The sequence below is a fragment of the Alteromonas genovensis genome, from assembly GCF_010500895.1.
Lineage (GTDB): Bacteria > Pseudomonadota > Gammaproteobacteria > Enterobacterales > Alteromonadaceae > Alteromonas > Alteromonas genovensis.
The window spans coordinates 114,716-139,821 of the sequence record NZ_JAAAWO010000010.1 but is presented as its reverse complement, the minus strand read 5'-3'; the positions used below and the strand labels follow the sequence as shown (position 1 = coordinate 139,821).

Here is a 25,106-nt window from a genome sequence, read left to right as displayed (position 1 = left end):
GGAGGAAAAATGCAAACAGTTACAATTGATATGGTGTCTGACGTTGTGTGCCCCTGGTGTATTGTGGGCTACAAGCGGTTGCAACAGGCAATACAGCAGCTCGATAACATCAGTGTAGAGGTGAAGTTTCACCCCTTCGAACTTAATCCCGCAATGCCTGAAGAAGGGCAGAACTTGCGTGAGCACGTTATAGAAAAGTACGGTATTACTCCAGCACAAAGCAGTGAAAACAGGCAGCGCCTTATTGATGTTGGTAAAACAATTGGCTTTGATTTTAATCTTGCCGATGACGCTACCATGCAAAATACCTTCAAGGCCCATCAACTTATCCATTATGCCGACGAGATGGGCTTAGCGGTACCCATGAAAATGCGTTTGTTTGAAGCCTATTTTACTGAAGGAAAAGATATCAACAATACAGATATTCTTATTCAGGAGGGAAGCAGCATTGGTCTTGATGTTCAAACCATTAAAGACGTGCTTGCCGATGAGCGGTACAGCGATGCAGTGAGGCAACTAGAATCGGCTTGGATGCAACGAGGAATTCAAAGCGTTCCTACGTTTGTCATAGGCAATCAAGGCGTAGCAGGCGCACAAGACCCCGAAACCCTAGCCGCTTTCATCAAAGAGGCGGCCGGCGCTAGTCAATAGCGAATGAGGGTTTACGCCCTATCACCCTTTTCCTGAGAGTGTGGCTGAGCAAAAATAAGATAGTCATCTGGCGCCGCTATTTTATTTTGCTTAGCTTTGTACATTGCGATATCCGCAAGCTTTATTAATGTATTGATATCTTGGCTCATGCGGGGGTAAAACGCGACGCCAACGCTCATAGTAATAACGGTAGGCGTAGTTTCGTTATTAAAGTAAAACGGCTTCTTAATGGCATCATTCACTTTTGATATGGCCGTTTTCACAGACTTTTCGTCTTCGGCTTGCAACAGCAAAACAAACTCATCACCCCCCCAGCGAATTGCCATGTCATTTTTGCGGATCTTATCCCTAAGTTGTTCCGAAACAAAAATAAGCACTTCATCGCCTGCATCGTGCCCATAAATATCGTTCACCGCTTTAAATCCGTTCAAATCTATTAACGCAAGCGCAAAGTGATGTCCCTTACTCATTAGCTTTGAAATCAGCTTTTCACCGCCATTGCGATTGTATATTCCGGTCAGTGAGTCGAAGTCAGCTTGCAGAGCCAGCATCTGTAATTCATGTTTTCGGCTTGATATATCGTTCAGGGTCAATTGATAAAAACGCTCGCCGTCTTCGGTGATCAATGGACTGGCAATTAATTGAACCCAAATGACATTTTTATTCACCGACTTCAGTTTGAATTCGCCCGTTGCAAACTCATTGCGGGAAAATGACTCCAGTAGCGTTTCTTTAATGGCGGTAGGGTTTTCAAACAGCTCGCTCAACAACTCGCCGTAATCTGGCTTTACTTCTACACCTATTTTCTCGACTAAATCGGTAAAAGCGTTATTGTTAAGTTCAATGGTTCCCGTTTCAGTCATTAGCACCGTTGCCGATTTTGCATTTTCAAATAGCATCCTAAAACGCTTTTCTAAAAACTCAATCTCTTCTCTTAACTGTCTTTCTTGTGAAAACTGCTCTTCAACCTTACCTAAAAGTTGGTTGGTGTCGTTCACCAACGTACCAATTTCGCTGCGAGAGTGGTAGTCAGGTACATCAATGCGCTGTGCGGTGCCGGGTGTAATCTCATGAAGCGAACGTCCCACGCGAAGCATGGGGGCAATAATTATGTAGTAGGTGATAAACAAAGCAACAATACCCACCACCAAAGCTTCAGCGTATAGCGCATAGCTGTTGTCGGTACTGATTTTTTTGGCTTGTTGGATAATGTGATCAAAGTTCGGGTATATATTGACCTCGGCAAGGGCTTCTTCCGGGATAAAAGGGTTTCGCACCGCAAACATACGGGGCTCTGTGTCTCGGTTTATGGCTTCATTCACGTTAAGTTGATAATACAAGGCCTCGCTTTTAATAGAGGCAGCAAGAATCTTGTCACTTTTTACCAAACCATTAATGGCTTCTTTGGCAAGGTCTTCATCCTCTAAAAACGCCGCTATGGAAGCGGTTGCACTTACGGTACGGTAAAGCTCTTCAATGTCATGGTTCGCCTCATTTATTTCATTCTCGTAAGTCACGCGATAAAAAAACTCGGCCGTGGTTAACACCACCACCATAGCGGCAGCAATTAAAAACAATGACAGTCGAAAGCCTAACCCATGCATATTAATCAAAGCGATACACAACCTTCATATTGTCGGTAACATTAGACTCATAAATATAAGCGAGAGCAGACTCATCGTCTTCTAGACGTTGTTTTACATCATCAACGGTTTGTTCTATTACCGGTGGCTTTACCCGTCCTGAAAACCTCAACCTCGACCAGTAAGCATTTATACGTGCAAGGGGCAAACCCACTAATGCTTGGTAAAATTGCGCTTTAAGTTTTTCATCTAATTCAACATCGATAGGAGTCGCTTGTTTACCATTTGGAAACGCAGAATATTTACCCATAAATAAATTAATTAGGCCTTTTTTATCCAACACTTGAACATCGTTATTGTGATTCGTAACAACCACTATCTTACTTGGCACGTTCTCAGCGACATAAGCAAAACAATTGACACTCTCAAGTGCGAGAATTGTTGCAATAACGATGAAGCGGAGGCGATATAAATTCATCATCCACCCCTAAAAACTAAAACTTAAAGCAAGTAGCAGGGTATGAGCAACGCCGTCTTCACTATTGACAACTAATCCATCTCTTGCCCTAAGGCCGCCCCCTCTGGCCTCGATATCGGTTCGTTCGATTTGCGCTTTAAAGGCGAGATTTTCTTTTAAATCCCAACGCCACCCTACGGAAAATGATTGCTGATTGTGTGCCAGCGTACTTCCTACTTCTTCAATGAAAACGGCTAATTCCGCGGTAGTGGGGGTAATAGGAAAATCTGGCTGAGCCTCACTTAAAAAATAAGTGTCTGACTGTGCGAATGAATACAAACCATAAAACGTGTGCGCACCATAGTGATAGCTAACATTTAAAAAACCGTTCAGTGATTGCCTCAATGCAAGTGAATCAGAATCGATATGGGAGAGTTCGCCTGATACTTCCCAATCACCTAGGTACCTATTCATATATAACGATGTGTATTGGATGGTTGCACCGCGCAAACTTAATGAGTTAGCAAAATCGGTGGCGCCACTCCAAAAAGGTTGTAATTGGGCAACCGTTGTCGCAACAAACGCCGAGTCTGAATTATCATTTTCCGCCTCAGTTAACGTGTGTTTTATTGCAACACTCCAATCAAAAGCCACAAACTCAACGCCAATAGAGCGCAAGTCATTAAACGTAATTGGGTCGTACTCATTGCTGGTGAAGTCACTCTCACCTTGGCCCCAAAACGCTTTTACCAGTAGGTTGAAATCGGTGTAAGGTCTTGAATAGCTAATGTCAGCGCCATCAAAACTTCTGGCAGGTACGATCCCATAAACTTCGGTAGGTACTTTTACCCAAGGATAGGCAATTGAAACGTCTCTGGTATCGCTGAAGTGAAATAAATCGGCAGCAAGTCTTCCGGCCCTTAATTGCCACGACGGCGTGATATCGTATCTGAGAAAGGCCATTTGGGTCACTGAGTCTAGATTCTGCTCATCTTGCGCTCGATAAACAAATTGCCCAACAAAATCGAGGTTATTTGAAACACTGTAGTCAAACTGTACGCCAATCAAACTGAGTGGTTTAAAGGCTAAACCATTCTTTTTAGCAATCTCTGCTTGAGAACGGTCGTTGCGAAATTGATAAGTGCGAGTGTCTGCCGTTGCCGTAGCCAGCGTACCAAACCCGCTAACTTCAAGCTTTTCTTGCTCTGCAACAGCGCTGCGAGTCACCAGTAAACTCATTAGAAATGCAAAAAGGAAAAACTGCTTATTTAACATTTATCTGTGTCCATTTCGAAGACTATCCTTACTAACGCGAATAAATATATAAGTCTTTTACTCTTGATTATAGCAAGCATAGCTGAGAAACAAAGAAAGCTAAATAATCGGTATCTTTTGCAACATAACCTCATCGGGAAGACACAAGCAGAATTGCCATAGTTTTGTAAAAGGCTTCTGGGAGTTTATTTCTTTTCATGGCGACGACCAATTTCGTTCAGGTCCGAATAGTTTCACATGATGAACTCCCATTCAAAATATCAATTAAACTTATGCAACTAGTTTTCTTAGTATGGTTAACATATTGGTAACATAAGAGCGTGTAATGACAGATATCTATTTAGTTCGTCACGGGCAGGCGTCTTTCGGTAAGGCGAATTACGACAAGCTAAGTGAACTAGGCGCACAGCAAGCCGTGTGGTTAGGTGACTATTTCCACCATCGCGACATTCAGTTCGACAGCGTTTTTATGGGAGACATGGTAAGACACCGTGAAACTAACGAGGGTATTGCACAAGGGTTATCCGCTGGGGGGAAGTATTTACCAGAGGCTACACGAGACAGTGCACTTAACGAGTTTAACTTTCAGGCGGTTGCTGCTGCGTATCTTAGCCGTTTCCCGGAAGACAAAGTGCCTGAAGGAGCATCACCGGCTGAATTCTATCGCTTATTGAAAAAGGCCATGCTTGCGTGGTCACAAGATGAACTAGAGCATGGGTTGCTCGATGAAACATGGGCGCAATTTGAAGGGCGTGTAGGTTCAATGCTCACACGTTTGCAAAATAGCGATGCAAAACGCGTACTTGTGGTCAGTTCTGGCGGCGCTATCGCGATGATGCTGAAACATATTTTAGGCTACGACTCTGCAACGGTTATCAACATGAATTTGCAAATACGCAATGCCAGCTTTTCACAATGCTTTGCTAATAAGCGAGGCGTTCACTTAAATAACTTCAATAGCGTACCTCACCTGGATGTGACTGACAGGTTACACGCCATTACCTATAGCTAAACGGGACAGCGATGAATTTTGAATATAACGAAAAAACACAAGCGCTTTTAGAAAAACTAAGAGCGTTCATGAAAGACGAAGTGTATCCAATTGAGCAAGAGTACATCCATGCCGTAGAGAATGGAAAAGACCGTTGGAAAACCCCAGCGATGATGCAGGCATTAAAGCAAAAAGCGCGCGAGGCAGGGTTGTGGAATTTATTTCTACCCGAAGAGTACAAGCCTTACGGAGCCGGGCTGACTAACGCCGAATATGCACCACTTTGTGAAGAAATGGGGCGCGTGTTGTTCAGTTCTGAAATATTCAACTGTAGCGCGCCTGACACAGGCAATATGGAAGTATTAGCCAAATACGGCAACGAAGCGCAAAAAGAAGAATGGTTAGTGCCTTTGTTAAACGGAGAGATTCGCTCTGCGTTTGCGATGACTGAGCCTGCGGTGGCGTCGAGCGATGCAACAAATATTGAAACGTCTATTACGCGCGACGGTGATGAGTATGTTATCAATGGTAAAAAATGGTACACCAGTGGCGCAATGAATGAGAATTGCAAAATTATGGTGGTGATGGGCAAAACTGATTTTGATGCACCTCGTCATCAGCAACAATCGCAAATACTCGTGCCTATGGATACCAAGGGCGTCACCATTGTTAGGCCTATGGCAGCAATGGGATTTTATGATGAACCGATTGGTCATGCCGAAGTCTTGTTTGAAAACGTACGTGTGCCTGCTGAAAATCTGCTCGTGGGTGAGGGTAAAGGGTTTGAAATTGCTCAAGGCCGCCTTGGTCCAGGTAGAATTCATCACTGCATGCGTTTAATCGGATGTGCACAGCGCGCATTAGATATGGCCTGTGAACGAGTAGAATCTCGAATTGCCTTTGGCAAGCCGTTAGCAAAACAGCAGTCTATTCGTGAAACCATTGCCAAGATGCACTGCGATATTGAGCAGGCGCGTTTATTAACGCTAAAGGCAGCCGATAAGATGGACAGATACGGTAATAAAGTATCTCGTGACCTTATTGCGGCAATTAAAATTGTTGCGCCAACCATGGCGTGCAACGTGATAGACGACGCTATTCAAATGCACGGTGCGGCGGGAACGAGTCAAGACTTTGTATTGTCTGCAATGTATGCATATGCACGCACCATTAAGCTTGCCGATGGCCCAGACCAAGTGCACATGATGCAGTTAGGTCGTAATTTAATTGCTGATAAAAACGCATAAGGAGCTGTTTTGACTGCACAAAACACGACTGCACCTCATATGTTAGATTTAGCGGTATTAAACACTTACCTAACTACCGCGTGCCCAGAAATAGGGCACATTCAAGAGGCTGAAAAGTTTTCTGGCGGCCAGTCGAACCCGACTTTCAAGCTACTTACTGACAATGGCACCTTTGTTTTACGGCGCCAGCCTCCGGGAAAGCTGCTTAAATCAGCGCATGCGGTAGACCGCGAATTCAGAGTGATTAATGCGCTGCAAAATTCTGAAGTACCGGTTCCTAAGGCATATCACCTGTGCGAAGACCCAGATATTATCGGCAGTATGTTTTATATCATGGCCCATGTTGACGGTGATATTTTTTGGAATAGTGCGCTGCCTGAGATTGCTACTTCCAGCACCCGTAAGGCGATGTATGATGAAATGAACAGAGTGCTTGCGTCATTGCACAGCGTCGATGTTCAATCTGCAGGGCTGAGCGATTATGGAAAGCCCGGCAGTTATTTTGAACGCCAGTTAAGTCGCTGGACTAAACAATACCGAGCGTCAGAGCTAGAGCATATTAAAGAAATTGAAGAGCTAATTAGTTATTTAGAAGCTAATTTGCCTGATGATGATGGACAGGTCTCGTTGGTCCATGGCGACTTTAGACTCGACAACATGATGTTTGATATGTCTGATACCAAGCAACCTAGGGTAATAGCTGTACTTGATTGGGAGCTGTCTACACTGGGACACCCTTATTCAGACTTAGCGTATCAGTGCATGCAGCTGCGCCTTCCCTCAGACATTGCTCACGCAGCAGGGTTAGGAGGGCTAGATCGCGAGGCTTTGGGTATCCCTTCAGAAAAAGCGTATATAGATGCTTACTGTAAACGACGGAATATGGGAAAAATTGATAATTGGACGTTTTATCTCGCGTTCAGTTTTTTCCGACTCGCCGCTATTTTGCAAGGCGTAGTGAAGCGCGCTCACGATGGTAATGCATCTAGTGAGAAAGCGATGCAGTTGGGGGCGATGGTACGTCCTCTAGCGCAAATAGCGAATCAAACCATACACCAAGACAGTGAATAACAGACACACTTGTTTTCTATGATTTAACCCTCGGGGTAATGCGTTTTGGTTTTTTCGCCGAACACATAGAGAAAACAGAATACGGAGAAAAGATGAAAGCGATTGTATGTGAAGCCTTTGGGCCAGTAGATGATTTACGTGTAAAAGACGTTGCCGATCCTGTAGCAAAACCTGGGCATGTTGTTGTTGATGTTCAGGCGGCAGGGGTTAACTTTCCAGATGGGCTCTTGGTACAAGGCCTGTATCAAATGCAACCTGACTTTCCGTTTATTCCTGGCAACGAGGTGGCTGGCATTGTCTGTGAAGTGGGTGAGGGAGTCAGTCACGTCAAAGAAGGACAACGGGTTATCGCGCTCTCTAATCTGGGCGGTTATGCTGAAAAAGTAGCTGTGAAAGCAAGCCACGTTATGCCGTTACCAGACCCTATTCATGTGAATGAAGGTGCGGCGCTTGTTACTGCTCATGCTACTGCTCACCATGCCTTAAAACAGCGTGCGAAGTTACAGCCTGGCGAGACGCTGGTTGTGACAGGTGCAGCTGGTGGCACCGGCTTAGCGGCCGTTCAAATTGGTAAAACAATGGGGGCTAACGTTATTGCAGTATGTTCTACAGAAGAAAAGCTTGCCCTAGCAAAAGAGTATGGTGCAGATGTACTCATCAATTATAAAGACAAGGATCTCAAAGAGACGCTGAAAGAAGTGACGGGCGGAAAAGGTGCCGACGTTATTTATGAATGTGTCGGCGGTGATACTTTTCATGCTTGTAGTAGAAGTATGGCGTGGGAAGGCAGATTACTTGTTGTTGGGTTTGCTGGCGGAGAGATACCTAAGTTCCCAGTAAACTTAGCCTTGGTAAAAGGATACTCGGTAATGGGCGTATTTTGGGGCTCGTTTACTCAGCACGATCCCAAAGGGTTTGCCGAAAATATGCAAGAGCTCCTAACGTGGTATGTACAGGGAAAGGTAAAAGTAGTTGTTGATGAAGCCTTGCCTCTAGAGCAAGCAACCAAAGCGATGACAAAGGTTATGAATAGGGAAGTGAAAGGGAAAATGGTCATCACACCATAAGTATTTTTGCTACTTCCACTAAGCCCACATTACTGTGGGCTTTTTTATGTCTGTGTTAAACATCAGGCTGACAGGCGAGTAAAGCGAGTAGGGCAAGATATGCGTTATGTTAAAATGTATCAGTTGACTGATTAACCAGGGCTGTTAATTACAACAGCCAAAACAGTAAGTCTGAAGAGTTTAGAATAATGAAGTTTACGACTTACTCAGGTTGCGACAATGTGTATGGCAACGCTGTATGAATAAGATGGGCCTGCTTTAACGACGTTTTACTATTTCGCGGAGTGATAATACGTTGCGATACACGGTTAGATAGGTAATTAGAGCTGCGTCGAATTTTTTTGAAAATCGGTTGCACTTGCTCTGAACTATTGAGGTTTGGCTGGTGCTTTGCATCTTCTGCTGCAGCCAAATTATGAGGAAAAAGGGCAGCCGCTAAACAAGCACTAAGCAACATCATGCTAATAAGTGTTTTCATCATTGGCTCTCTTATAATGTTTAGTTCAGCCTCCGGTTTATTGCAGCATTTTATTACAGATTTGGGTGCACTAACCGAGAGAGAAAAGACGTCAGAGGCGGTTGCACTCGCCTCTTTCGTCAGACTTTGTTTGTTGATCTCCATTACAACTAAAATGGATTTAAAACAAAATAGAGTGGCTCATACCGTGGTATGAAAATTTATACTGTATGCTAGGCAATACAGCGGCTTTTTTGTCTTGCGATGACGCCGCTCTTTATTCGCGGTGAAGCCTCTTACCAAGCGGTGACGCCGCCATCTACTGCTATAGTTTGGCCGTTCATATAGCTGTTCCCAGGAGACAGCATTAGCATCATAGTGTTAACTATTTCCTGTGGCTCTCCTAGGCGCTTCATTGGGCTGCCCTGACCAAGTTGAGCTTGGGCCTCTGGTGTATTATACCCGTCCACATTTAGAATGTTGGTTGGGCTGTAAAATGGGCATATTGCATTTACACGCACATTTTTTCTCCCATATTCTACTGCTGCGGTGCGAGTGATGCCGGCAACGGCATGCTTTGCTGCTGCGTAGGCTGCGCCTTTCGGAGCGCCGCCAAGACCTGCAAGAGAACTCACGTTTAACACATGGCCCTTTTCTTGAGTGAGCATGGCAGGAATTTGGTATTTCATGCCAAACATCACGCCTTTAACATTAACCCCAAACTGACTATCCATGATGGCCTCAGTCATTTCATGAACGGGCGCTGGCGTGTGAGCAATACCTGCGTTATTGACGGCAATATCCAAGCGACCAAATTTCTCTAACGCCGCGTCTACCAGCGCCTTATTTAGACTTTCATCTGCAATGTTGCCTGCGATGCTCACCACATCGGTAACACTTTCAAGTTCATTTTTTACCGAGTTGAGCGACGCTTCATTTATGTCGCTGAGCACAAGTTTTGCACCGCGATGTGCAAGCCCTGTCGCCAAAAGCCGGCCAAACCCGCTGCCTGCCCCAGTAATCAGCACAACGTGGTCGGTAAAGTTAAGTAGTGAATCCATGATGTTTCCTTAATGTGTTCTGAAATACCTAGGTCAATACGCCCTAGTAATTGTTAATAAATGAAATAAGAACCTGAGCTAATTCTTCACCCTTGTCCTCTTGTAAAAAGTGACCACCAGATTTAATTGTGGTGTGTGCTATTCCCTTGCAGCCTAAAATGGTGTGCTGCATAAATTTGTCACCGCCTGCTGTCACAGGATCGCTATCGCTAAAGGCGGTCATAAAGGGTTTGTTGAACAGCTTAAGCGACTGCCAAGCGTTTCGATTGGCTTGAGAGTCTGTGCTGTCGGGTTGTGTAGGGACCAATAGGGGAAACATTCTTGCGCCTACTTTATATGTCTCATCAGGGAATGGTGCGTCGTAAGCCGCTTTCACACTATCTGATAAGTCGGTTACTGTGCCTTTATCAATGATATCTGAGGTTGGAAACTCCGGTACGTCTTGAGAAAATCGACGCCATGCTGTAAACGCCTTACTGGGTTTTTGGTCGCCCGTGGGTAGCCCGGTATTTGCAGCCACTACACCACAAAATCGCTCAGGCATATCTGCCACAAGTCGAAGACCTAATAGGCCTCCCCAATCTTGACAGAACAGCGTAGCGGGTTGTCTTACGACTTGGTTAAACCATTCTCGTACCCAAATTAAGTGCCTTGCATAGGTATAGTCACTGCTGCGTGTAGGTTTGTCTGAACGACCAAACCCAATAAGGTCGGGTGCAAGCACGTTGAAGCCTGCATCAGCTAAAATGGGGATCATCTTTCGATAGAGATAAGCCCAAGTTGGTTCACCGTGTAGTAAAACAACGGGATGACCGTCAGTCGGACCTGCTTGGTAGTAGGCCATGGACAGTTCGCTACTAACGGTATCGGTTACTTGAACATACTGTGGTTCGTACGGAAAATCAGAGATATTCGAAAAGGCGCTTTCAGGTGTTTTCAGTATCTGCATAGCTTACTTGTCCCTGTAAATTAAATGTAAAATAATTAACGATATGATAACAAAAACACCCTTATCTCATTCTGTCAATTAATCTGTAACTCCTGTATTGCCTAGCGTGAAAGCGGATCCGATGAAAAAACAGGGTTTCGTTGCCGTATTAAATATTGTGATAAATGTCTATAACACCAATAAACTTGGATGATTGGCAACACTGCAATAACATCCGGTTAACGTGATAAACAGGATATGGTTATGACTCAGACGGATAACAAAGCAGTAGCGTATGATGTGCAGCAGGGTGTTGCCACGCTTACTATGCAGAGTGCACCAGTTAACGCACTCTCTCGAGCACTTCGCGTAGGCCTAATAGGCGGCATTGAACAAGCGATTAACGACAGTGGTGTGAAAGCTATTGTGGTGACATCCGCTCTGCCAATATTTTCAGGTGGCGCCGATATCAGTGAATTTGCAGGCGGTGATTTATCACCAAACTTACCTGAAGTACTAGAGAAGATTGAAAACGCGTCAAAGCCGGTCGTTGCCGTTTTACCGGGGCCAGCGTTTGGCGGCGGTTTAGAAGTTGCCTTAGCATGCCACCATCGCATCACGTTTGCCGACAATAAAGTGGGTCTTCCAGAAGTTAATCTAGGTATTTTACCAGGCGCTGGCGGAACGCAGCGTTTACCTCGCTTGGCAGACGCGCAAACAGCCTTAACAATGATAGTGACAGGTAAGCCCACTTCTGTACTCAAATTACCAGGCGTTTTTGACAAGATATCAGATAAGCCTGAACACCTCTTAGAAGATACCAAAGCGTATTTAGCGTCTTTAGGTGGTGCAACGGCTATTAAGCGTACCTGTGATATTTCCTTAACAATGTCTGATGGAACACAAGCCGTTTTTGACGCTGTAGTCGCTCAAACGAAAAAAGCATCAAAAGGATTTTTCGCACCGCTTAAATGTATCGAAGCGGTTCGCGGCGCCTACACGTTGGCTTTCGAAGATGGCCTTAAAAATGAAGGCAAGTTGTTTATGGAGTGCATGAACACGCCACAAGCGCGAGCGCAGCAGCACTTTTTCTTTGCAGAGCGCGCGGCGGGTCATGTCAGTGACTTCGATAAATCAACACCTGAGCGCGCTATTGAGAAGGTAGCCATTATAGGCGCTGGAACCATGGGCGGCGGTATTGCGATGAACTTCGCCAATGCAGGCATCCCAGTAACGATGCTCGAGCTTAAAGAAGAAGCCTTACAGAAAGGGCTTGCTCTTATTCGCAAAAATTACGAAAACAGCGCTAAAAAAGGAAAGCTTACGCAAGAACAAGTTGAATCTCGCATGGCACTGCTTAGTGGCACAACCACCTACGATGACTTAAGTGACGTAGATTTAGTGATTGAAGCTGTGTTTGAAAAGATGGAAGTGAAAAAGACGGTATTCTCAACGCTAGATAGAGTATGTAAGCCAGGCGCTATTTTAGCTTCTAATACATCTACACTTGATATCGATGAAATTGCTACCTCAACATCTCGACCACAAGACGTCATTGGGCTTCACTTCTTCTCTCCTGCTAATGTCATGCGTTTGCTCGAAGTGGTCAAAGCTGAGAAGACGTCACCTGAGGTTATTAAAACCTGCATGAAGATGGCTAAGCGCATCAAAAAGGTCGCGGTGCTAGTGGGTGTTTGCTTTGGTTTTGTTGGCAATCGAATGATTGAACCATACGGACGAGAAGCGAACCGCTTATTGTTAGAAGGCGCTTCACCAGAGCAAGTGGACAAAGTGCTTACCGATTTCGGCATGCCCATGGGGCCGTTTACAATGGGCGATATGGCTGGGCTTGATATTGGTTACTACGTTCGCCAGTCTCGCCAAGAACATATTGCGCACGACCCGGCATACGGCGCTGTTGCCGACCGCTTGGTAGAAATGGATCGCAATGGCCTGAAAACTGGTCGCGGAACCTATAACTATGAACCGGGCAGTCGCGTTCCTATTCCTGACCCTGAAGTACTCGATATTGCGAAGAAGGAAGCACAGAGACTCGGCGTAGAGCAGCGCTCTGACATCAGCGATGATGAGATTTTGGTGCGAGTCATGTTTTCTCTTATCAATGAAGGTGCCTGTATTCTAGAAGAAGGCATTGCTGCTAAGTCTAGCGATATTGATGTGATTTACGTCTACGGCTATGGCTTCCCTGTGTTCCGTGGTGGTCCTATGCAGTATGCAGATGAAGTAGGGCTTCAGACTATTCTCGATAAGTTAACTACATACCGTGACCAACTTGGCGACTACGGAAAAATGTGGCTAGAGCCTAGCGATTTACTTGTAAAATTGGCGCAAGAAGGCGGCAGTTTTAAGCACTATAAAAAATAAGGAACAATACTATGCGTGATGCAGTAATTGTTAGTACCGCAAGAACACCAATTGGCCGTGCCTACAAAGGCGCGCTCAATAATCTACCTGCGCCTTCACTAGGCGGGCATGCGATAAAGCATGCAGTCTCTCGCGCTGGTATTGATCCAGCAAGCGTAGATGATGTTGTGATGGGTGCAGCCCTAACACAAGGCAGTGGCGGAATGAATATTGGCCGCTTAGCAGCGCTTGCTGGCGACCTACCTACGTCTGTTGCTGGAATGACATTAGACAGACAGTGTAGCTCTGGCATGTATGCTATCGCGACGGCGGCGAATGCTATTCGCACTGGCGATACCAACATCATGGTTGCTGGCGGTTTAGATTCTATTTCACTAGTGCAAAACAAAAGCATGAACATGCATCGTGCGGTAGACCCAGCATTAGTAGCGAAGCATAAAAATATTTATATGCCTATGCTGCAAACCGCTGAAGTGGTTGCAAAGCGATACAACATCAGTCGTGATGTGCAAGACGAGTACGGCTATCAAAGTCAAATGCGAACAGCCGCGGCTCAGTCAGCAGGCAAGTTTGATGACGAAATCGTACCGATTACTGCAACGCAGACACTCTTTAATAAAGAGACCGGTGAAACAAGCGAACGCGAAGTAACCTTATCTAAAGATGAAGGCAATCGTCCAGAAACATCACTAGAAGGTTTACAAAGCTTAAACCCGGTGATTGAAGGCGGGTGTATTACTGCAGGTAATGCAAGCCAGCTATCTGACGGTGCAAGCGCTACTGTTATTATGGATGAGCACTCTGCGGCAAAAGGCAAAGGGCAACCCCTTGGTATTTATCGCGGGATTGCGGTTGCAGGATGTGAACCAGATGAAATGGGAATTGGCCCTGTATTTGCCATTCCTAAGCTATTAAAGCAGCATGGATTAACCATGGACGACATTGGTCTATGGGAGCTTAATGAAGCATTTGCAGTACAGGTATTGTATTGCCGTGACAAGTTGGGCATTCCAGACGAATTATTAAACGTTAACGGTGGTGCCATTTCTATTGGTCACCCCTATGGCATGAGCGGTGCTCGTATGGTGGGTCATTCACTCATCGAAGGTAAAAGACGTGGTGCGAAATTTGTTGTTTGCACTATGTGTATCGGTGGCGGCATGGGCGCTGCTGGTTTATTTGAAGTTCTATAGGTAATTAGTATGGAAGGTTATAAAGCTCCACAACGCGACGCCATGTTTGTAACACATGAGCTACTCGACTTTCAAAGTCACTATCAAAAGCTAGGCTTCGATGAAGCCTCTGAAGACTTGGTATCAGCCATTTTTTCTGAAGCAGCGAAATTTTCAGAAAACACGCTAGCCCCAATTAATCAGTCGGGCGATGAAGAAGGCTGTAAATGGGAAGACGGTGTGGTAACAACACCTAAAGGCTTTAAAGAAGCTTATCAGACCTACGTAGAAGGCGGTTGGCCGAGTATGGCGCATCCGGAAGAGTTTGGCGGACAAAATCTTCCTTACTCTCTGGCTTCTATTATTGCTGAATGGTTCTCTGGTGCCAACCACTCGTGGGCAATGTACCCAGGCCTAAGTCAAGGCTGTATGGAAACATTAAAAGCGCACGGTACTAAAGAGCAGCAAGAAAAGTTCCTTCACAAGCTTATCAGCGGTGAATGGACGGGTACCATGTGTCTTACAGAAGCGCACTGTGGTTCTGACCTTGGTATGCTGAAGTGTCGCGCCGAGCCACAAGAAGATGGAAGTTATAGCCTTACCGGCACTAAGATTTTCATCTCTGCTGGTGAGCACGATATGTCTGAAAATATCGTACACATTGTGCTTGCGCGTTTACCGGATGCGCCAGAAGGCACAAAAGGTATTTCGTTATTCGTTGTTCCTAAATTCAACGTGTCTGACGACGGCGAGAAGCAAGATAGAAACGCAGTAAGCTGCGGCAGTATCGAACATAAAATGGGCATCAAAGCGAGCGCGACGTGCGTAATCAACTTCGATGGCGCGAAAGGGTTCCTGATTGGTCCTCCTAACCGCGGCTTAAACTGTATGTTTACCTTTATGAATACTGCACGTATCGGCACTGGCCTTGAAGGTTTGGCGGCATCAGAGGCGTCTTTCCAAGGTGCGCTTAAGTATGCCAAAGACAGAGTGCAATTTCGTTCAATGACAGGGCGCAAGAACCCAGACGGTCCTGCGGATCCTATTATTGTGCACCCAGACGTGCGTCGTATGCTATTAACGCAAAAAGCATTTGCCGAAGGTAACCGTGCTTTAGCTGCGTATTGCATGCAAATGGTAGACGTAACGCTTTACTGCGACGATGAAGTTGCCAAGCAAACAGCAGAAGCAAAACTTGCATTCTTGACGCCGATTGTTAAAGCGTTTTTGACTGAAACTGCACAGGAAACCACAAGCTATGGTATGCAGGTTTACGGCGGCCATGGTTTCATTAAAGAGTGGGGCATGGAGCAGCTTGCACGTGACACGCGTATTTGTACTATGTATGAAGGAACCACGGGTATTCAGGCAGTGGATCTACTTGGCCGCAAGGTGATGGGTTCTAACGGTGAATTGCTCAATGTGTTTGTTCAGGAAGTTCGCGATTACTGTAACTCACTTCGTGACAATGCACAGTTTAGCGCGTGGACAAACGCCCTTAATTCTCACCTCGATGAATGGCAGCAAGTAACCATGGATATCGGTAAAGTTGCGGCGTCTAACCCAGATGAAATTGGCGCGGCGTCAGTAGATTACCTTATGTATTCAGGTTATGTCACAGTAGGTTACTTCTGGCTTCGTATGGCAGTTAAAGCGCAAGAGCAGCTTGATGCCGGAAGCACAGAAACTGAGTATTATAAGAGTAAAATACTGACTACAGGCTTCTACTTTGACCGTTTGCTTACTCGCACGCGCTCACTAGTATCGGCGATGCAGTCAGGTGCAGACAACCTAATGTCTATGCCTGAAAGCATGTTTGCCGTTGAGTAATTAACGCTTACAACATCTTGTGGTAAAAGCCGGGTGAGGGTGAATGCGCTTAATACGTATTTCACGCTTCCCGGCTTTTTTATTTCCTGCCTATGAGGGAGTGTTATGTTGCAATCGCAATACGTGACAATTGATGGAAAACGCATTCATTATTTGAGTAGAGAGCCCTCAGCGGGTTTAGGTAAAAAGCCCTCAGCGACTCGAAGCAAAGAGCCCTCAGCCGGCTTAGGTAAAGAGCCTTTAGCTGGATTAGAAAAAGAGCCCTCAGCGGAGCTAGGTAAAGAGCCCTCAGCGAAACTAGGTAAAGAACTCACCAGCGATAACACATTGTTTGTATTATTTCATGGTTTTCCTGAAAACGCCCATGCATGGGAAGCGTTCATTCGTACCTTACCTTTGCACTACGATATCGTTGCGCCAGACTTACCTGGTTATCATCTTTCCGATCCTTTAAGTGAAGAACGACAGTATGAAGTTCCTGCGTTAATAAATCGTATGGCCACTTTTATTAAGAAGGTAAAAAAAGGCAGAAAAGTGATTCTGGTTGCTCACGACTGGGGAGGTGCTATTGCGTGGCCGCTCACTGCTTTTCATCCCGACTTAATTCATAAACTGGTTATATTGAATGCTGCGCATCCATCCACATTCACTCAATCTTTAATCGTAAGCAAACAACAACGAGTGAAGAGCCAGTATATCTCTTCGCTACGTGATAAAAACGCAGTGTCGAGTTTGATATCTACAGATTTCAAGTTACTTAAAGACATGCTTGGAGAAGGTTTTTTTGAGCAGCAATGGGATTATGCCTCCACGTTGTTGAATGATTGGGGGCAAGAGGCACGCCTTAGCGCAATGCTCAATTACTACAGATGCATGCCTCAAGATATCCCTCCTGTTGATGCGTCGGACGAAGTGCTACAGACTATTCATGTGCCCAATATTTATATTGGGGTACCCACGCTAGTGCTGTGGGGAAGAAACGATTTAGCGTTTGATAATGCAGTGCTACGCGGGATTGAAAAGTATGTACCTCATTGTGAGGTTATTTATCACGAGACAGCAACGCATTGGATCCACCGAGAGTTTCCAAACTGGGCGTCTGATAGAGTGTTAGCGTTTATTTAGCGCCTTATGAGGCGCTTTTTCGGGTTTAGCTATGTGTGAGTCTTAAATTCTGCTGTTTAGCTCTTCAGAGATTGGAGAAGACTGCAGTCCCTGTTCTGCTATCCATGCTTGCAGTGTTTTACCGTCTGCTTCAGGCGTTTGTAAAACTTTACTTGGCATTTTCTTAACCATTAATGTACCTACTTCAACCGCATTGCTAGAAAGTGCTGTTCTAATCAAGCTTTGTCCACCACACGATATACCCGAGTAATAGTCATGTAATTTTAATCTGTAATCTGACTGCACACGACGCATTTTTTTACGTAGTTCGCCTTTGTCGTCTGCTTCCACAATAGTGCAGATGTTAGCAAGGGCATCATTGATGTCGTCTGCCTGAGCAATGTTTGAAAAGGCGATAGTAGACGCGGCTATAAGTAGAGAAGATTTAACTATTTTCAACATGGTTAAAATTCCTATTCAATATGGGGTGGTTGTTTTGTGTACGACCAAATTAAACGCAATGTCGGGGAAAGCAAAAACATGCAAACAGATAACTAAGTATGAGCGTTCATACCCTATACTAAAGTTCATGCTACTTTAGTGTTGTTTTTAGCTTTTTGTATTAATGATTTGCGTATTTTTTATGCGCTTTTTCGCCAATGTTTGAAAATCACAATTCTGTTAGAAAAGGGTGTTGCTAGTATCAAGCTGACATAAAAAAGCCCCAATGAGGTTTAATCTTATTGGGGCTTAATATGGGGTGTTTAACAATTGATATCTATAAGGCTCAGTGAGGCTTAAAGGTGCTTGCTACTTCCATAATTTGCTCTCGCATCCACATATGAGCATAGTCATGATCAGCACTGACGTGCCAATATAGAAAATATTCTACTGGCGGTAAATCAAAAGGCACTTCATAAATAGCTAGGTCGTAGTGCTTGGCCAAATGGAATGGCAAACACGCAATCAAATCGGTCTTAACAATGGTACTGGGCACTGTTAAAAAGTGCTGACCGCGCATCACTTCTTTCCGGCGCTTACCCATTTTATCTAGTGCAATATCGATAGGGCCTGCTCCCGATTTTCTTTGAGATACGTTGATATGGCCTAAGCGCAAAAACGTTTCTAAATCTAGGCCGTTCTTAAGCGCCGGGTGATTTTTTCTCGCTAATACCACAAACCTGTCTTGAGCAATTTTATCTTTGCACAGGTGGGGGTCGGTAAAGGTAGACGCATCGGCAAAAAAATCTAATGTGCCGCTTGCCATTGCTGACACCACCTGGCTTCGTGGTATTTCGTAATTGGTTATACCGATATTAGGTGCTAAATTTTGAAGGCGAGACACTAGACGGGGCATGATACTGGCTTCTAACAAGTCTCGACTCGCAAAATTAAATGATTTTTCAGCCGTAAGCGGGTCGAAAGTGTGGCTTTCTTGCACACTTTTTCGCAATAGAGCGAGTGCTTGTCTAGCTGGAACGATGATATTTTGCGCCACGGGCGTTGGTGTCATGCTGTGGCCTGTGCGCACGAATAAGGGATCGTTTAGCATCTCTCTTAATCTTGCTAATGAGTTACTCACGGCAGGTTGCGTTATACATAGGACATCGGCTGCTTTTGTTAAGCTGCCAGCTGTGTATATCGCATCAAACACAGCAAAAAGGTTCAAGTCGACTCTATTGAGATTCATAAGTAATCCTTCAGTGGGGCGAGTGCCCTGAAAAAGCCAATAGATAAAACGGAAGCTATGATGACGTAATTAAATGTCACAATTATGTTCACAGCAACCACTAATTATTCACGAGAGTGTAACAAGAATATTTATAAATACCTATTATTAAAAGTTAATTGAAACATTCATCTTAGTAATAGTAGTTTAGTAACATTACAAATAGGACAGGATACAAACCAATGAAAACACTCATCGATTTATCAGTAGGCGATACAATTGAACAGTCAGAATGGCTTGTCGTGTCACAAGACATGATAACTCAGTTTGCCAATGCTACTGGCGACCACCAATGGATCCATCTAGATGAAGCACGATGCGCTAAAGAAAGCCCATTTAAAACTACGATTGCCCACGGCTTTCTATCTGCATCTTTAATGCCTAATGCATTTTCACAAGTTGTAGGGCACAGCGATAAAATTGCTTCAACCATAAACTATGGCATGGATAAGCTACGTTTTTTAGAGCCTGTGAGACGTGATGATGCTATTCGATATCAATTTAAAGTCACTGATATTTCTGATAAACTTCAAGGGAAATTGTACAAGGTCGAAGCTAGCTGCATGCTAAAATCAAGCGGAAAACCCGCACTGGTAGGGACTTTTTTAATGCTTGCTGTATTGGCCTAACGCCAACCTTTACGTTTATTCAAAGCTCGTTTTGAGGGTAGGGCGACGAGCATTCGAGAATATCAGCCGGTGCTGTACGCCCATGTACATGATACACGGACGTACAGTCCCGACTTAGCTTTTATTACATCATTGATGTTTGAACTAATACGCTTATCTGTACTAGCTTATGATGCGTCGTCAGCGGCATCTTCAATGGCGTCGCCAGCACTTTCAATATCTTCTCCAGCGCCTTCAACCGTGGCACAGCCACCGATGCTTGCACCCATTACTAGTGCAAAAAACGCAGTTCTTAAAATCTTTGACTCTATTAACTTATTCATAGTGTATCTCCGTTTTATGATTTGAATAGCCATTCTATTCATAAGATGTCGCAAATCAGTGTTCACTGAATTTCTTCTTTGTCCTTGAGCATAGTGTCAAGGTTATCGCTCCCTTTTGAATTAAAATCCAAAGTACGAATTGGGAACGGAATTAGAATATCGTTTTCTTCCAGAACGGTTTTAACCGTACATACTGCATCGTGGCGTACGCCCATAAAGCCATGTTCACCGGGGTAACTTATCCAAAACCACAGCACTAAATTAATACTAGAGTCGCCAAAGGATTCCGCATATACCGCAGTTTCATCTTTAATAATGACGTACTCTTTATCCTTCATCGCCTCGACAATGACCTTGCCGGCTTTTTCAATATCATCGGCATAGGATATGCCAACAGGAACTTCTATTCGCCTTTTTCCAAGAGTGGAGTAGTTGGTAAGAATATTTCTAAACAAAACCTTGTTCGGTATAACTTCTAACTGTCCGTAAAATGTTTCTACCAAGGTATTGCGCAAGTTAATACTTTTTACGTTACCAAATACGCCTTCTGCTTTTATTACATCACCAATTTCAAACGGCTTCCGAATGCCCATTGCGATACCGGCGATAAAGTTCTCTGTCATATCCTGAAAAGCAAAACCGATGGCTAGGCCAATAATACCTGCGCCGGCAAGTAGCGATGTCACCGTGCCCTTTAAACCCACGAAATCAAGAGCAATAAAAATACCGGCTATTAGAACAAGCGACTTAACAATAGACGTTAGTAACCCTGCAATCTGGCGAGATTCAAACGTACGACGCATCACAGTACCGGCAATATTTCCTACAATCCTCGCTATAAAGCCAAATGCGATGGCAATGATTAATGCAACCACAATGTTAGGAAGGATAGTTATTGCGCTTTCCATCCAAGTTTCTAGCTTTCCGGTGAGCAATTTATACACGTCGTCGATGCGAGGTATTTCCATAAGCGTGTTGTTTTCTTCTATTTGAGACTAATAGAGAAGGGTTAACAAGAACTGTTCCGCTTTTTCAAATCTTTTAAGGTTATGAATTTGTTGAGGTTTATATTTCATCCTTCACAAGAGGGTTGCATGTTGTGAACTAATTTCACGCCTAATCCGCAATTTCTACCCATTATTATCGATATTCACCGCAAGACTTATTCTAAAGTATAACTGGTAAGACCATGTGTAAAATTAATGTAAACATATTATTCACAATAAATTTACAAACTTAGAAATCAGGCATAGTATCAATTTGAGGACATAGGTTGTTTATGCCCTTATAAAAATAACAGAAAATCGAATAGCAGGTCGCTAGCGGAACGCGAGATTATATTTGCCGGTAGTGAAACGCCCAGATTTGGAATCACACTATGAAATTGAATACGCGTAAAACTGCAGTTGCTGCTTATGTTGGCGCTGCACTACTTTGCTCTCCCATGATCGCAACAGCCCAAGAAGCTGACACCGGAAATGAAAAAGAAGCAAAAAGGGATGTTGAACTTATTCTTGTTACTGGTAGTTTCGTTCGTCGCAGCGAAAACTTTGAATCTCCTTCTCCTCTAGCAGTGGTAGACAGCGTCGCAATCGACTCGATTGGTGCAAAAAATATCGCTGATATCACACAAACCCTTACTATTAATTCAGGTGCCGAAAATAACCCGGACGCATTCACTCAGAATGCGACGGCGGGAACCTCAAACATTAATTTAAGAGGTTTGGGTGTTGCTTCAACGTTGGTTATGCTCAACAGTCGACGTCAAGTGGTCAACTCTCAACAAACTAATGAAGGTTTAAACTTCGTTGATACAAGCTCTTTAGTACCGATGATAGCTATCGATCGTGTTGAAATTATCAAAGATGGTGCGTCTGCTCTTTACGGTTCAGATGCTGTTGCGGGTGTAGTCAACTTCATAACAAAACGTAATTATGAGGGAGCTAAAATTACAGCAGATTATCAAGATGGGGCGCATGGAGATAATTCTGAGTATGTACTGCAAGGATTGTGGGGGGCCAGCTCAGATAATGGAAATGTGATGGCTGCTGTAAGTTATACAAGCCGCGACCCATTGTTCTTGTCAGACAGACGTCTCTCTCGTCCACAAGACGATAGTAGTAATTTAGGTAATCCAGGTTCGTATTTTGGTGTACCCGGAATTCCTCCAGGCGTCCCCGTTATTGATCCTACTGGTTGTGCAGAATTTGGCGGTAATGCAAATATTGCAGCGACCGTTCCTTACCCTGGTTTCGGCTCGCTTGATTTAGGAACTTGCCAATATGACTTTGGTCCTGGTTATTCTTACGTTCCCGAAGAGAGTCGTCTAAATATATTCGTGAAATCTGATTATGAATTGTCAGACAGCCTCATGTGGGCCACGGAATTTGGAATGGCTCGTAATCGTGCTGAACGCGGTGGAGCACCAAGTTTTCCAAATTTACGCGGGCCTGTAGTGCCAGCTACTCATCCGGATAACCCGTTTGGTACAGCGGTCCAGTTTTTAGGACGAGCGGAAGGAAATGGTTTTGATGCAGATCCTGCCAACACGGAATCAGAAACATTTCGATTTAATACTAGCCTTAAAGGTGAGCTTGACAACGGCTTCTGGGAAATTAGTTACACCAACGCAAAAAATGAGTTTTTATTCAGCGTTGAAGATGTCTTGAACACGGAGTTCAATCTAGCATTATCGGGTTTCGGTGGAGCAAATTGTGATCCAAGCAGCCCATCTTCAGTCCCAGGTCAAGGGTCTTGTGAATACTTCAATCCTTTCGCTACGTCATTTACTACCTCACCAAATTCGCAATACGTCATAGACTCGTTTTCAGCGGATCAAGTTATTGACTCTGAATCGAAACTGCAAGTGTTGGAAGGTTTCGCTTCATTCGATGTTTTTGAAATGGGTGGCGGATTCGCTGGTCTTGCCGTTGGAATGCAGTACCGCGAAGAAGAGCTAAGCCAAGATTACGATCAATTATCAAATCAGGACAGCTTTTCATTCGTTATTGGTAACCCTGACTTCAGTGGTGAATTGGATGTTTGGGCGGCCTTCGCTGAAATGGCCTTGCCTGTAAATGATCAATTAGATATTCAATTAGCCCTGCGTTATGAAAATTATGGCGGTAGTATTGGCGATACTGTAGACCCTAAAGTAGCGTTCAATTACCGTTTTTCTGATGACCTCTCGTTGAGGGGATCTATTTCTACCTCATTTAGAGCACCATCAATATTTATGCGGAACGGCGGTGCAACAAGCTTACAACAGTTGACAGACTCAGTGGTACAAGGCAACGCATTCGCTGCGGTTCGCACCGTAGGTAATGAAGATCTCACACCAGAAGAATCTACAGCATACAATTTTGGCGTGTCCTTTGAACCATTCAAAGACTTATCGATAGAGTTAGATTACTGGAATTTTGAGTTTGAAGATTTGATTATTCAGGAAAGTGCACAGGCTCTTTTAGACCTTAACCCTACCGACACGTCACGCATTGTGCGTGCGGGGGACCCATTGACGGGTCCAGTTTTGCAAGTTAACAATACTTTTGTGAATGCGAGTTCTTTAGAAACAAACGGAATTGACTTTGTAACAAGCTACAAAATTGAATCTGAATTGGGTACTTTTGTACCAAACTTATCAGCGACTTACGTGTTGGGCTATGACTTGGATGACCCGCAAGCAGGCCAAATTGATGGCGTTGGTCGAAGAAACTTTACGAATATTGGAGTATCTTCACCAGAGTTGCGAGCAAACCTTGGCTTAACTTGGAGGAAAGAAGCTTACAGTGCCAATCTATTCGTGCGTTACACAAGCAGCTACGATGATGACCAAAACTGCGCGGACGGAACAATAATATCACAGGGCTGCGGCAATGCTGGTCTGAAAGAGATTGAAAGTCACGTAACTTTTGATGCTCAATTTAATGTAGATCTCAGTGCCCTGATTGACACTCAAACTTCTTACCTACTAACAGTGGGGGGCATTAATTTAACTGATGAAAATCCTCCTCAGGTTTTCACAAACAGTGGTTTCGACTCTAAGGTTCACGATCCAAGAGGTCGTCAAATATATGCAAGGCTTGCTGTTGAGTTTTAATAATTAGCTTTTTATATAAAAATAGCAAAGCCGGCTTCGATGCCGGCTTTTTTGTAAACATTTATCACCACTGATACCTGAGACTTGGCATTTTAATATTAGCGTTTACTTTTCAATTTATCGCTGAGTTATTTAGAGTATCTAAAACAATAGGAGATAGTGCTATGACAACGAAACTAGATGACGCCGCCATTGAGTCTAAATTAATCACACTCAACGAATTGGTCGTTGATGGTGACAAATGGGTGAGAGACGGTGATGCAATAACAAAGACGTTTTCGTTTAAAAGTTTTATTCGAGCGTTTGGCTGGATGTCACAAATTGCTATTTGGGCAGAAAAGCTTAAGCATCATCCCGAATGGTTTAATGTTTATAACAAAGTGGAAGTAAAATTAACCACTCATGATGTTGATGGATTGAGTGATCTCGACTTTTCACTGGCTGAAAAAATGGAAAAGTTTAAATAGATAGAGACGTAAAAGCGGATAAAACGTATTATTTTGTATTATGTTTGCACACATTGTTCAATAAACCTGCGAACAGTCAGAAAAATGCAATATTTTGATGTTAGACGCTTGTGTTAGAAAAGTCCCTATGTATAATACGCTCCACGTTGAGGCGAGGAAGAAAAGCCAAGCAATCTCAACCGATATTTTCTGGCGCGGGATGGAGCAGTCTGGTAGCTCGTCGGGCTCATAACCCGAAGGTCGTAGGTTCAAATCCTGCTCCCGCAACCACAGAAAATATACCAGAATTTTTAAAATGTGAATATCACATTTTACTGTACAGACGCGGGATGGAGCAGTCTGGTAGCTCGTCGGGCTCATAACCCGAAGGTCGTAGGTTCAAATCCTGCTCCCGCAACCACATTAAAAAGCCTCAGCATTTGTTGGGGCTTTTTTGTATTTGAAACACTGTCATCCTTTCTGAATTAGCATTCTTCACTAACCGCTATAAAACATCATCAGTCTCAATGAACTGTGCTGCTTCTGCAATGTCACCAAAGCATATGGACTTAGCTTTGCTCTATACTATGATTATTAACGA

22 protein-coding genes and 2 tRNA genes are annotated in these 25,106 nt (G+C 44.1%); 14 read left to right on the top strand and 10 right to left on the bottom strand.

Annotated features, from left to right (window positions below):
• The first annotated feature begins 9 nt into the window (after positions 1-9).
• Positions 10-651 carry a DsbA family oxidoreductase gene (locus tag GTQ48_RS13505; protein WP_163107138.1) on the top strand — a complete coding sequence of 214 codons (642 nt, stop codon included), beginning with the start codon at positions 10-12 and terminating at the stop codon, positions 649-651.
• 11 nt (positions 652-662) lie between these two features.
• Here GTQ48_RS13505 and GTQ48_RS13500 read toward each other — a convergent pair whose 3' ends face one another.
• From GTQ48_RS13500 to GTQ48_RS13490, 3 genes are read right to left on the bottom strand one after another with little or no spacing between them, the layout of a single operon-like run.
• Positions 663-2,255 (bottom strand): GGDEF domain-containing protein, encoded by a 1,593-nt coding sequence (locus GTQ48_RS13500; protein ID WP_239060133.1) that lies wholly within the window; start codon positions 2,253-2,255, stop codon positions 663-665.
• A gap of 1 nt (position 2,256) precedes the next feature.
• Positions 2,257-2,712, bottom strand: coding sequence for a hypothetical protein (locus GTQ48_RS13495; protein ID WP_163107136.1), 456 nt, complete (start codon positions 2,710-2,712; stop codon positions 2,257-2,259).
• 9 nt (positions 2,713-2,721) lie between these two features.
• The gene (locus GTQ48_RS13490; RefSeq protein WP_163107135.1) at positions 2,722-3,966 is read right to left on the bottom strand and encodes a hypothetical protein; all 1,245 of its coding nucleotides are present in this window, start codon (positions 3,964-3,966) and stop codon (positions 2,722-2,724) included.
• Between the two features lie 325 nt (positions 3,967-4,291).
• Here GTQ48_RS13490 and GTQ48_RS13485 point away from each other — a divergent pair, with 325 nt between their 5' ends.
• From GTQ48_RS13485 to GTQ48_RS13470, 4 genes are all read left to right on the top strand, one after another.
• On the top strand, positions 4,292-4,978 hold the full coding sequence (locus GTQ48_RS13485) for a histidine phosphatase family protein (RefSeq protein WP_032096588.1): 687 nt from the start codon (positions 4,292-4,294) through the stop codon (positions 4,976-4,978).
• An 11-nt stretch (positions 4,979-4,989) separates the two neighbouring features.
• The gene (locus tag GTQ48_RS13480; RefSeq protein WP_163107134.1) at positions 4,990-6,204 is read left to right on the top strand and encodes an acyl-CoA dehydrogenase family protein; all 1,215 of its coding nucleotides are present in this window, start codon (positions 4,990-4,992) and stop codon (positions 6,202-6,204) included.
• A gap of 39 nt (positions 6,205-6,243) precedes the next feature.
• Positions 6,244-7,275: a phosphotransferase family protein gene (locus GTQ48_RS13475; RefSeq protein ID WP_163107164.1), complete on the top strand. Its 1,032-nt coding sequence runs from the start codon at positions 6,244-6,246 to the stop codon at positions 7,273-7,275.
• Between the two features lie 92 nt (positions 7,276-7,367).
• Complete coding sequence (locus GTQ48_RS13470) at positions 7,368-8,342, top strand: NADPH:quinone oxidoreductase family protein (protein WP_163107133.1); 975 nt, start codon at positions 7,368-7,370, stop codon at positions 8,340-8,342.
• 202 nt (positions 8,343-8,544) lie between these two features.
• Here the strand turns inward: GTQ48_RS13470 and GTQ48_RS13465 are convergent, their stop codons facing one another.
• From GTQ48_RS13465 to GTQ48_RS13455, 3 genes are all read right to left on the bottom strand, one after another.
• Positions 8,545-8,823, bottom strand: coding sequence for a hypothetical protein (locus GTQ48_RS13465; protein ID WP_163107132.1), 279 nt, complete (start codon positions 8,821-8,823; stop codon positions 8,545-8,547).
• 272 nt (positions 8,824-9,095) lie between these two features.
• Positions 9,096-9,860, bottom strand: coding sequence for an SDR family NAD(P)-dependent oxidoreductase (locus GTQ48_RS13460; protein WP_163107131.1), 765 nt, complete (start codon positions 9,858-9,860; stop codon positions 9,096-9,098).
• Positions 9,861-9,903: 43 nt separating this feature from the next.
• A complete protein-coding gene (locus GTQ48_RS13455; protein ID WP_163107130.1) occupies positions 9,904-10,809 on the bottom strand; it encodes a haloalkane dehalogenase in 906 nt (301 codons plus the stop codon).
• Positions 10,810-11,052: 243 nt separating this feature from the next.
• On the opposite strand from GTQ48_RS13455, the gene GTQ48_RS13450 reads away from it, so the two are divergent.
• From GTQ48_RS13450 to GTQ48_RS13435, 4 genes are all read left to right on the top strand, one after another.
• Complete coding sequence (locus tag GTQ48_RS13450; RefSeq protein ID WP_163107129.1) at positions 11,053-13,173, top strand: 3-hydroxyacyl-CoA dehydrogenase NAD-binding domain-containing protein; 2,121 nt, start codon at positions 11,053-11,055, stop codon at positions 13,171-13,173.
• 11 nt (positions 13,174-13,184) lie between these two features.
• Positions 13,185-14,366 (top strand): acetyl-CoA C-acyltransferase, encoded by a 1,182-nt coding sequence (locus GTQ48_RS13445; RefSeq protein WP_032096579.1) that lies wholly within the window; start codon positions 13,185-13,187, stop codon positions 14,364-14,366.
• A gap of 9 nt (positions 14,367-14,375) precedes the next feature.
• Entirely contained in the window at positions 14,376-16,175 is a 1,800-nt protein-coding gene (locus GTQ48_RS13440) for an acyl-CoA dehydrogenase C-terminal domain-containing protein (RefSeq protein WP_163107128.1), read from the top strand.
• Between the two features lie 105 nt (positions 16,176-16,280).
• Positions 16,281-17,300, top strand: a complete 1,020-nt coding sequence (locus GTQ48_RS13435; protein ID WP_163107127.1) for an alpha/beta fold hydrolase — start codon at positions 16,281-16,283, stop codon at positions 17,298-17,300.
• 42 nt (positions 17,301-17,342) lie between these two features.
• Here the strand turns inward: GTQ48_RS13435 and GTQ48_RS13430 are convergent, their stop codons facing one another.
• Both GTQ48_RS13430 and GTQ48_RS13425 read right to left on the bottom strand, forming a co-directional pair.
• Positions 17,343-17,741 (bottom strand): DUF3718 domain-containing protein, encoded by a 399-nt coding sequence (locus tag GTQ48_RS13430; protein ID WP_163107126.1) that lies wholly within the window; start codon positions 17,739-17,741, stop codon positions 17,343-17,345.
• A 325-nt stretch (positions 17,742-18,066) separates the two neighbouring features.
• A complete protein-coding gene (locus tag GTQ48_RS13425; protein WP_163107125.1) occupies positions 18,067-18,969 on the bottom strand; it encodes a LysR family transcriptional regulator in 903 nt (300 codons plus the stop codon).
• Between the two features lie 221 nt (positions 18,970-19,190).
• Here GTQ48_RS13425 and GTQ48_RS13420 point away from each other — a divergent pair, with 221 nt between their 5' ends.
• A complete protein-coding gene (locus tag GTQ48_RS13420; protein ID WP_163107124.1) occupies positions 19,191-19,637 on the top strand; it encodes a MaoC/PaaZ C-terminal domain-containing protein in 447 nt (148 codons plus the stop codon).
• 167 nt (positions 19,638-19,804) lie between these two features.
• Here GTQ48_RS13420 and GTQ48_RS13415 read toward each other — a convergent pair whose 3' ends face one another.
• The gene (locus GTQ48_RS13415; protein ID WP_081926709.1) at positions 19,805-19,960 is read right to left on the bottom strand and encodes an entericidin A/B family lipoprotein; all 156 of its coding nucleotides are present in this window, start codon (positions 19,958-19,960) and stop codon (positions 19,805-19,807) included.
• Between the two features lie 62 nt (positions 19,961-20,022).
• Positions 20,023-20,928 carry a mechanosensitive ion channel family protein gene (locus GTQ48_RS13410; RefSeq protein ID WP_163107123.1) on the bottom strand — a complete coding sequence of 302 codons (906 nt, stop codon included), beginning with the start codon at positions 20,926-20,928 and terminating at the stop codon, positions 20,023-20,025.
• A 410-nt stretch (positions 20,929-21,338) separates the two neighbouring features.
• On the opposite strand from GTQ48_RS13410, the gene GTQ48_RS13405 reads away from it, so the two are divergent.
• From GTQ48_RS13405 to GTQ48_RS13390, 4 genes are all read left to right on the top strand, one after another.
• Positions 21,339-24,059: a TonB-dependent receptor plug domain-containing protein gene (locus GTQ48_RS13405; protein WP_163107122.1), complete on the top strand. Its 2,721-nt coding sequence runs from the start codon at positions 21,339-21,341 to the stop codon at positions 24,057-24,059.
• 164 nt (positions 24,060-24,223) lie between these two features.
• Positions 24,224-24,526: a 4a-hydroxytetrahydrobiopterin dehydratase gene (locus GTQ48_RS13400; RefSeq protein WP_032096572.1), complete on the top strand. Its 303-nt coding sequence runs from the start codon at positions 24,224-24,226 to the stop codon at positions 24,524-24,526.
• Positions 24,527-24,719: 193 nt separating this feature from the next.
• A tRNA-Met gene (locus tag GTQ48_RS13395) sits at positions 24,720-24,796 on the top strand.
• A gap of 53 nt (positions 24,797-24,849) precedes the next feature.
• Positions 24,850-24,926, top strand: a tRNA-Met gene (locus GTQ48_RS13390).
• The last annotated feature ends 180 nt before the right edge of the window (positions 24,927-25,106 follow it).

Excerpts from the sequence above, each read along its gene's own strand:
- GTQ48_RS13505 (WP_163107138.1), top strand. The coding sequence starts at position 10 with ATGCAAACAGTTACAATTGATATGGTGTCTGACGTTGTGTGCCCCTGG.
- GTQ48_RS13500 (WP_239060133.1), bottom strand. The coding sequence starts at position 2,255 with ATGCATGGGTTAGGCTTTCGACTGTCATTGTTTTTAATTGCTGCCGCT.
- GTQ48_RS13495 (WP_163107136.1), bottom strand. The coding sequence starts at position 2,712 with ATGAATTTATATCGCCTCCGCTTCATCGTTATTGCAACAATTCTCGCA.
- GTQ48_RS13490 (WP_163107135.1), bottom strand. The coding sequence starts at position 3,966 with ATGTTAAATAAGCAGTTTTTCCTTTTTGCATTTCTAATGAGTTTACTG.
- GTQ48_RS13485 (WP_032096588.1), top strand. The coding sequence starts at position 4,292 with ATGACAGATATCTATTTAGTTCGTCACGGGCAGGCGTCTTTCGGTAAG.
- GTQ48_RS13480 (WP_163107134.1), top strand. The coding sequence starts at position 4,990 with ATGAATTTTGAATATAACGAAAAAACACAAGCGCTTTTAGAAAAACTA.
- GTQ48_RS13475 (WP_163107164.1), top strand. The coding sequence starts at position 6,244 with ATGTTAGATTTAGCGGTATTAAACACTTACCTAACTACCGCGTGCCCA.
- GTQ48_RS13470 (WP_163107133.1), top strand. The coding sequence starts at position 7,368 with ATGAAAGCGATTGTATGTGAAGCCTTTGGGCCAGTAGATGATTTACGT.
- GTQ48_RS13465 (WP_163107132.1), bottom strand. The coding sequence starts at position 8,823 with ATGATGAAAACACTTATTAGCATGATGTTGCTTAGTGCTTGTTTAGCG.
- GTQ48_RS13460 (WP_163107131.1), bottom strand. The coding sequence starts at position 9,860 with ATGGATTCACTACTTAACTTTACCGACCACGTTGTGCTGATTACTGGG.
- GTQ48_RS13455 (WP_163107130.1), bottom strand. The coding sequence starts at position 10,809 with ATGCAGATACTGAAAACACCTGAAAGCGCCTTTTCGAATATCTCTGAT.
- GTQ48_RS13450 (WP_163107129.1), top strand. The coding sequence starts at position 11,053 with ATGACTCAGACGGATAACAAAGCAGTAGCGTATGATGTGCAGCAGGGT.
- GTQ48_RS13445 (WP_032096579.1), top strand. The coding sequence starts at position 13,185 with ATGCGTGATGCAGTAATTGTTAGTACCGCAAGAACACCAATTGGCCGT.
- GTQ48_RS13440 (WP_163107128.1), top strand. The coding sequence starts at position 14,376 with ATGGAAGGTTATAAAGCTCCACAACGCGACGCCATGTTTGTAACACAT.
- GTQ48_RS13435 (WP_163107127.1), top strand. The coding sequence starts at position 16,281 with ATGTTGCAATCGCAATACGTGACAATTGATGGAAAACGCATTCATTAT.
- GTQ48_RS13430 (WP_163107126.1), bottom strand. The coding sequence starts at position 17,741 with ATGTTGAAAATAGTTAAATCTTCTCTACTTATAGCCGCGTCTACTATC.
- GTQ48_RS13425 (WP_163107125.1), bottom strand. The coding sequence starts at position 18,969 with ATGAATCTCAATAGAGTCGACTTGAACCTTTTTGCTGTGTTTGATGCG.
- GTQ48_RS13420 (WP_163107124.1), top strand. The coding sequence starts at position 19,191 with ATGAAAACACTCATCGATTTATCAGTAGGCGATACAATTGAACAGTCA.
- GTQ48_RS13415 (WP_081926709.1), bottom strand. The coding sequence starts at position 19,960 with ATGAATAAGTTAATAGAGTCAAAGATTTTAAGAACTGCGTTTTTTGCA.
- GTQ48_RS13410 (WP_163107123.1), bottom strand. The coding sequence starts at position 20,928 with ATGGAAATACCTCGCATCGACGACGTGTATAAATTGCTCACCGGAAAG.
- GTQ48_RS13405 (WP_163107122.1), top strand. The coding sequence starts at position 21,339 with ATGAAATTGAATACGCGTAAAACTGCAGTTGCTGCTTATGTTGGCGCT.
- GTQ48_RS13400 (WP_032096572.1), top strand. The coding sequence starts at position 24,224 with ATGACAACGAAACTAGATGACGCCGCCATTGAGTCTAAATTAATCACA.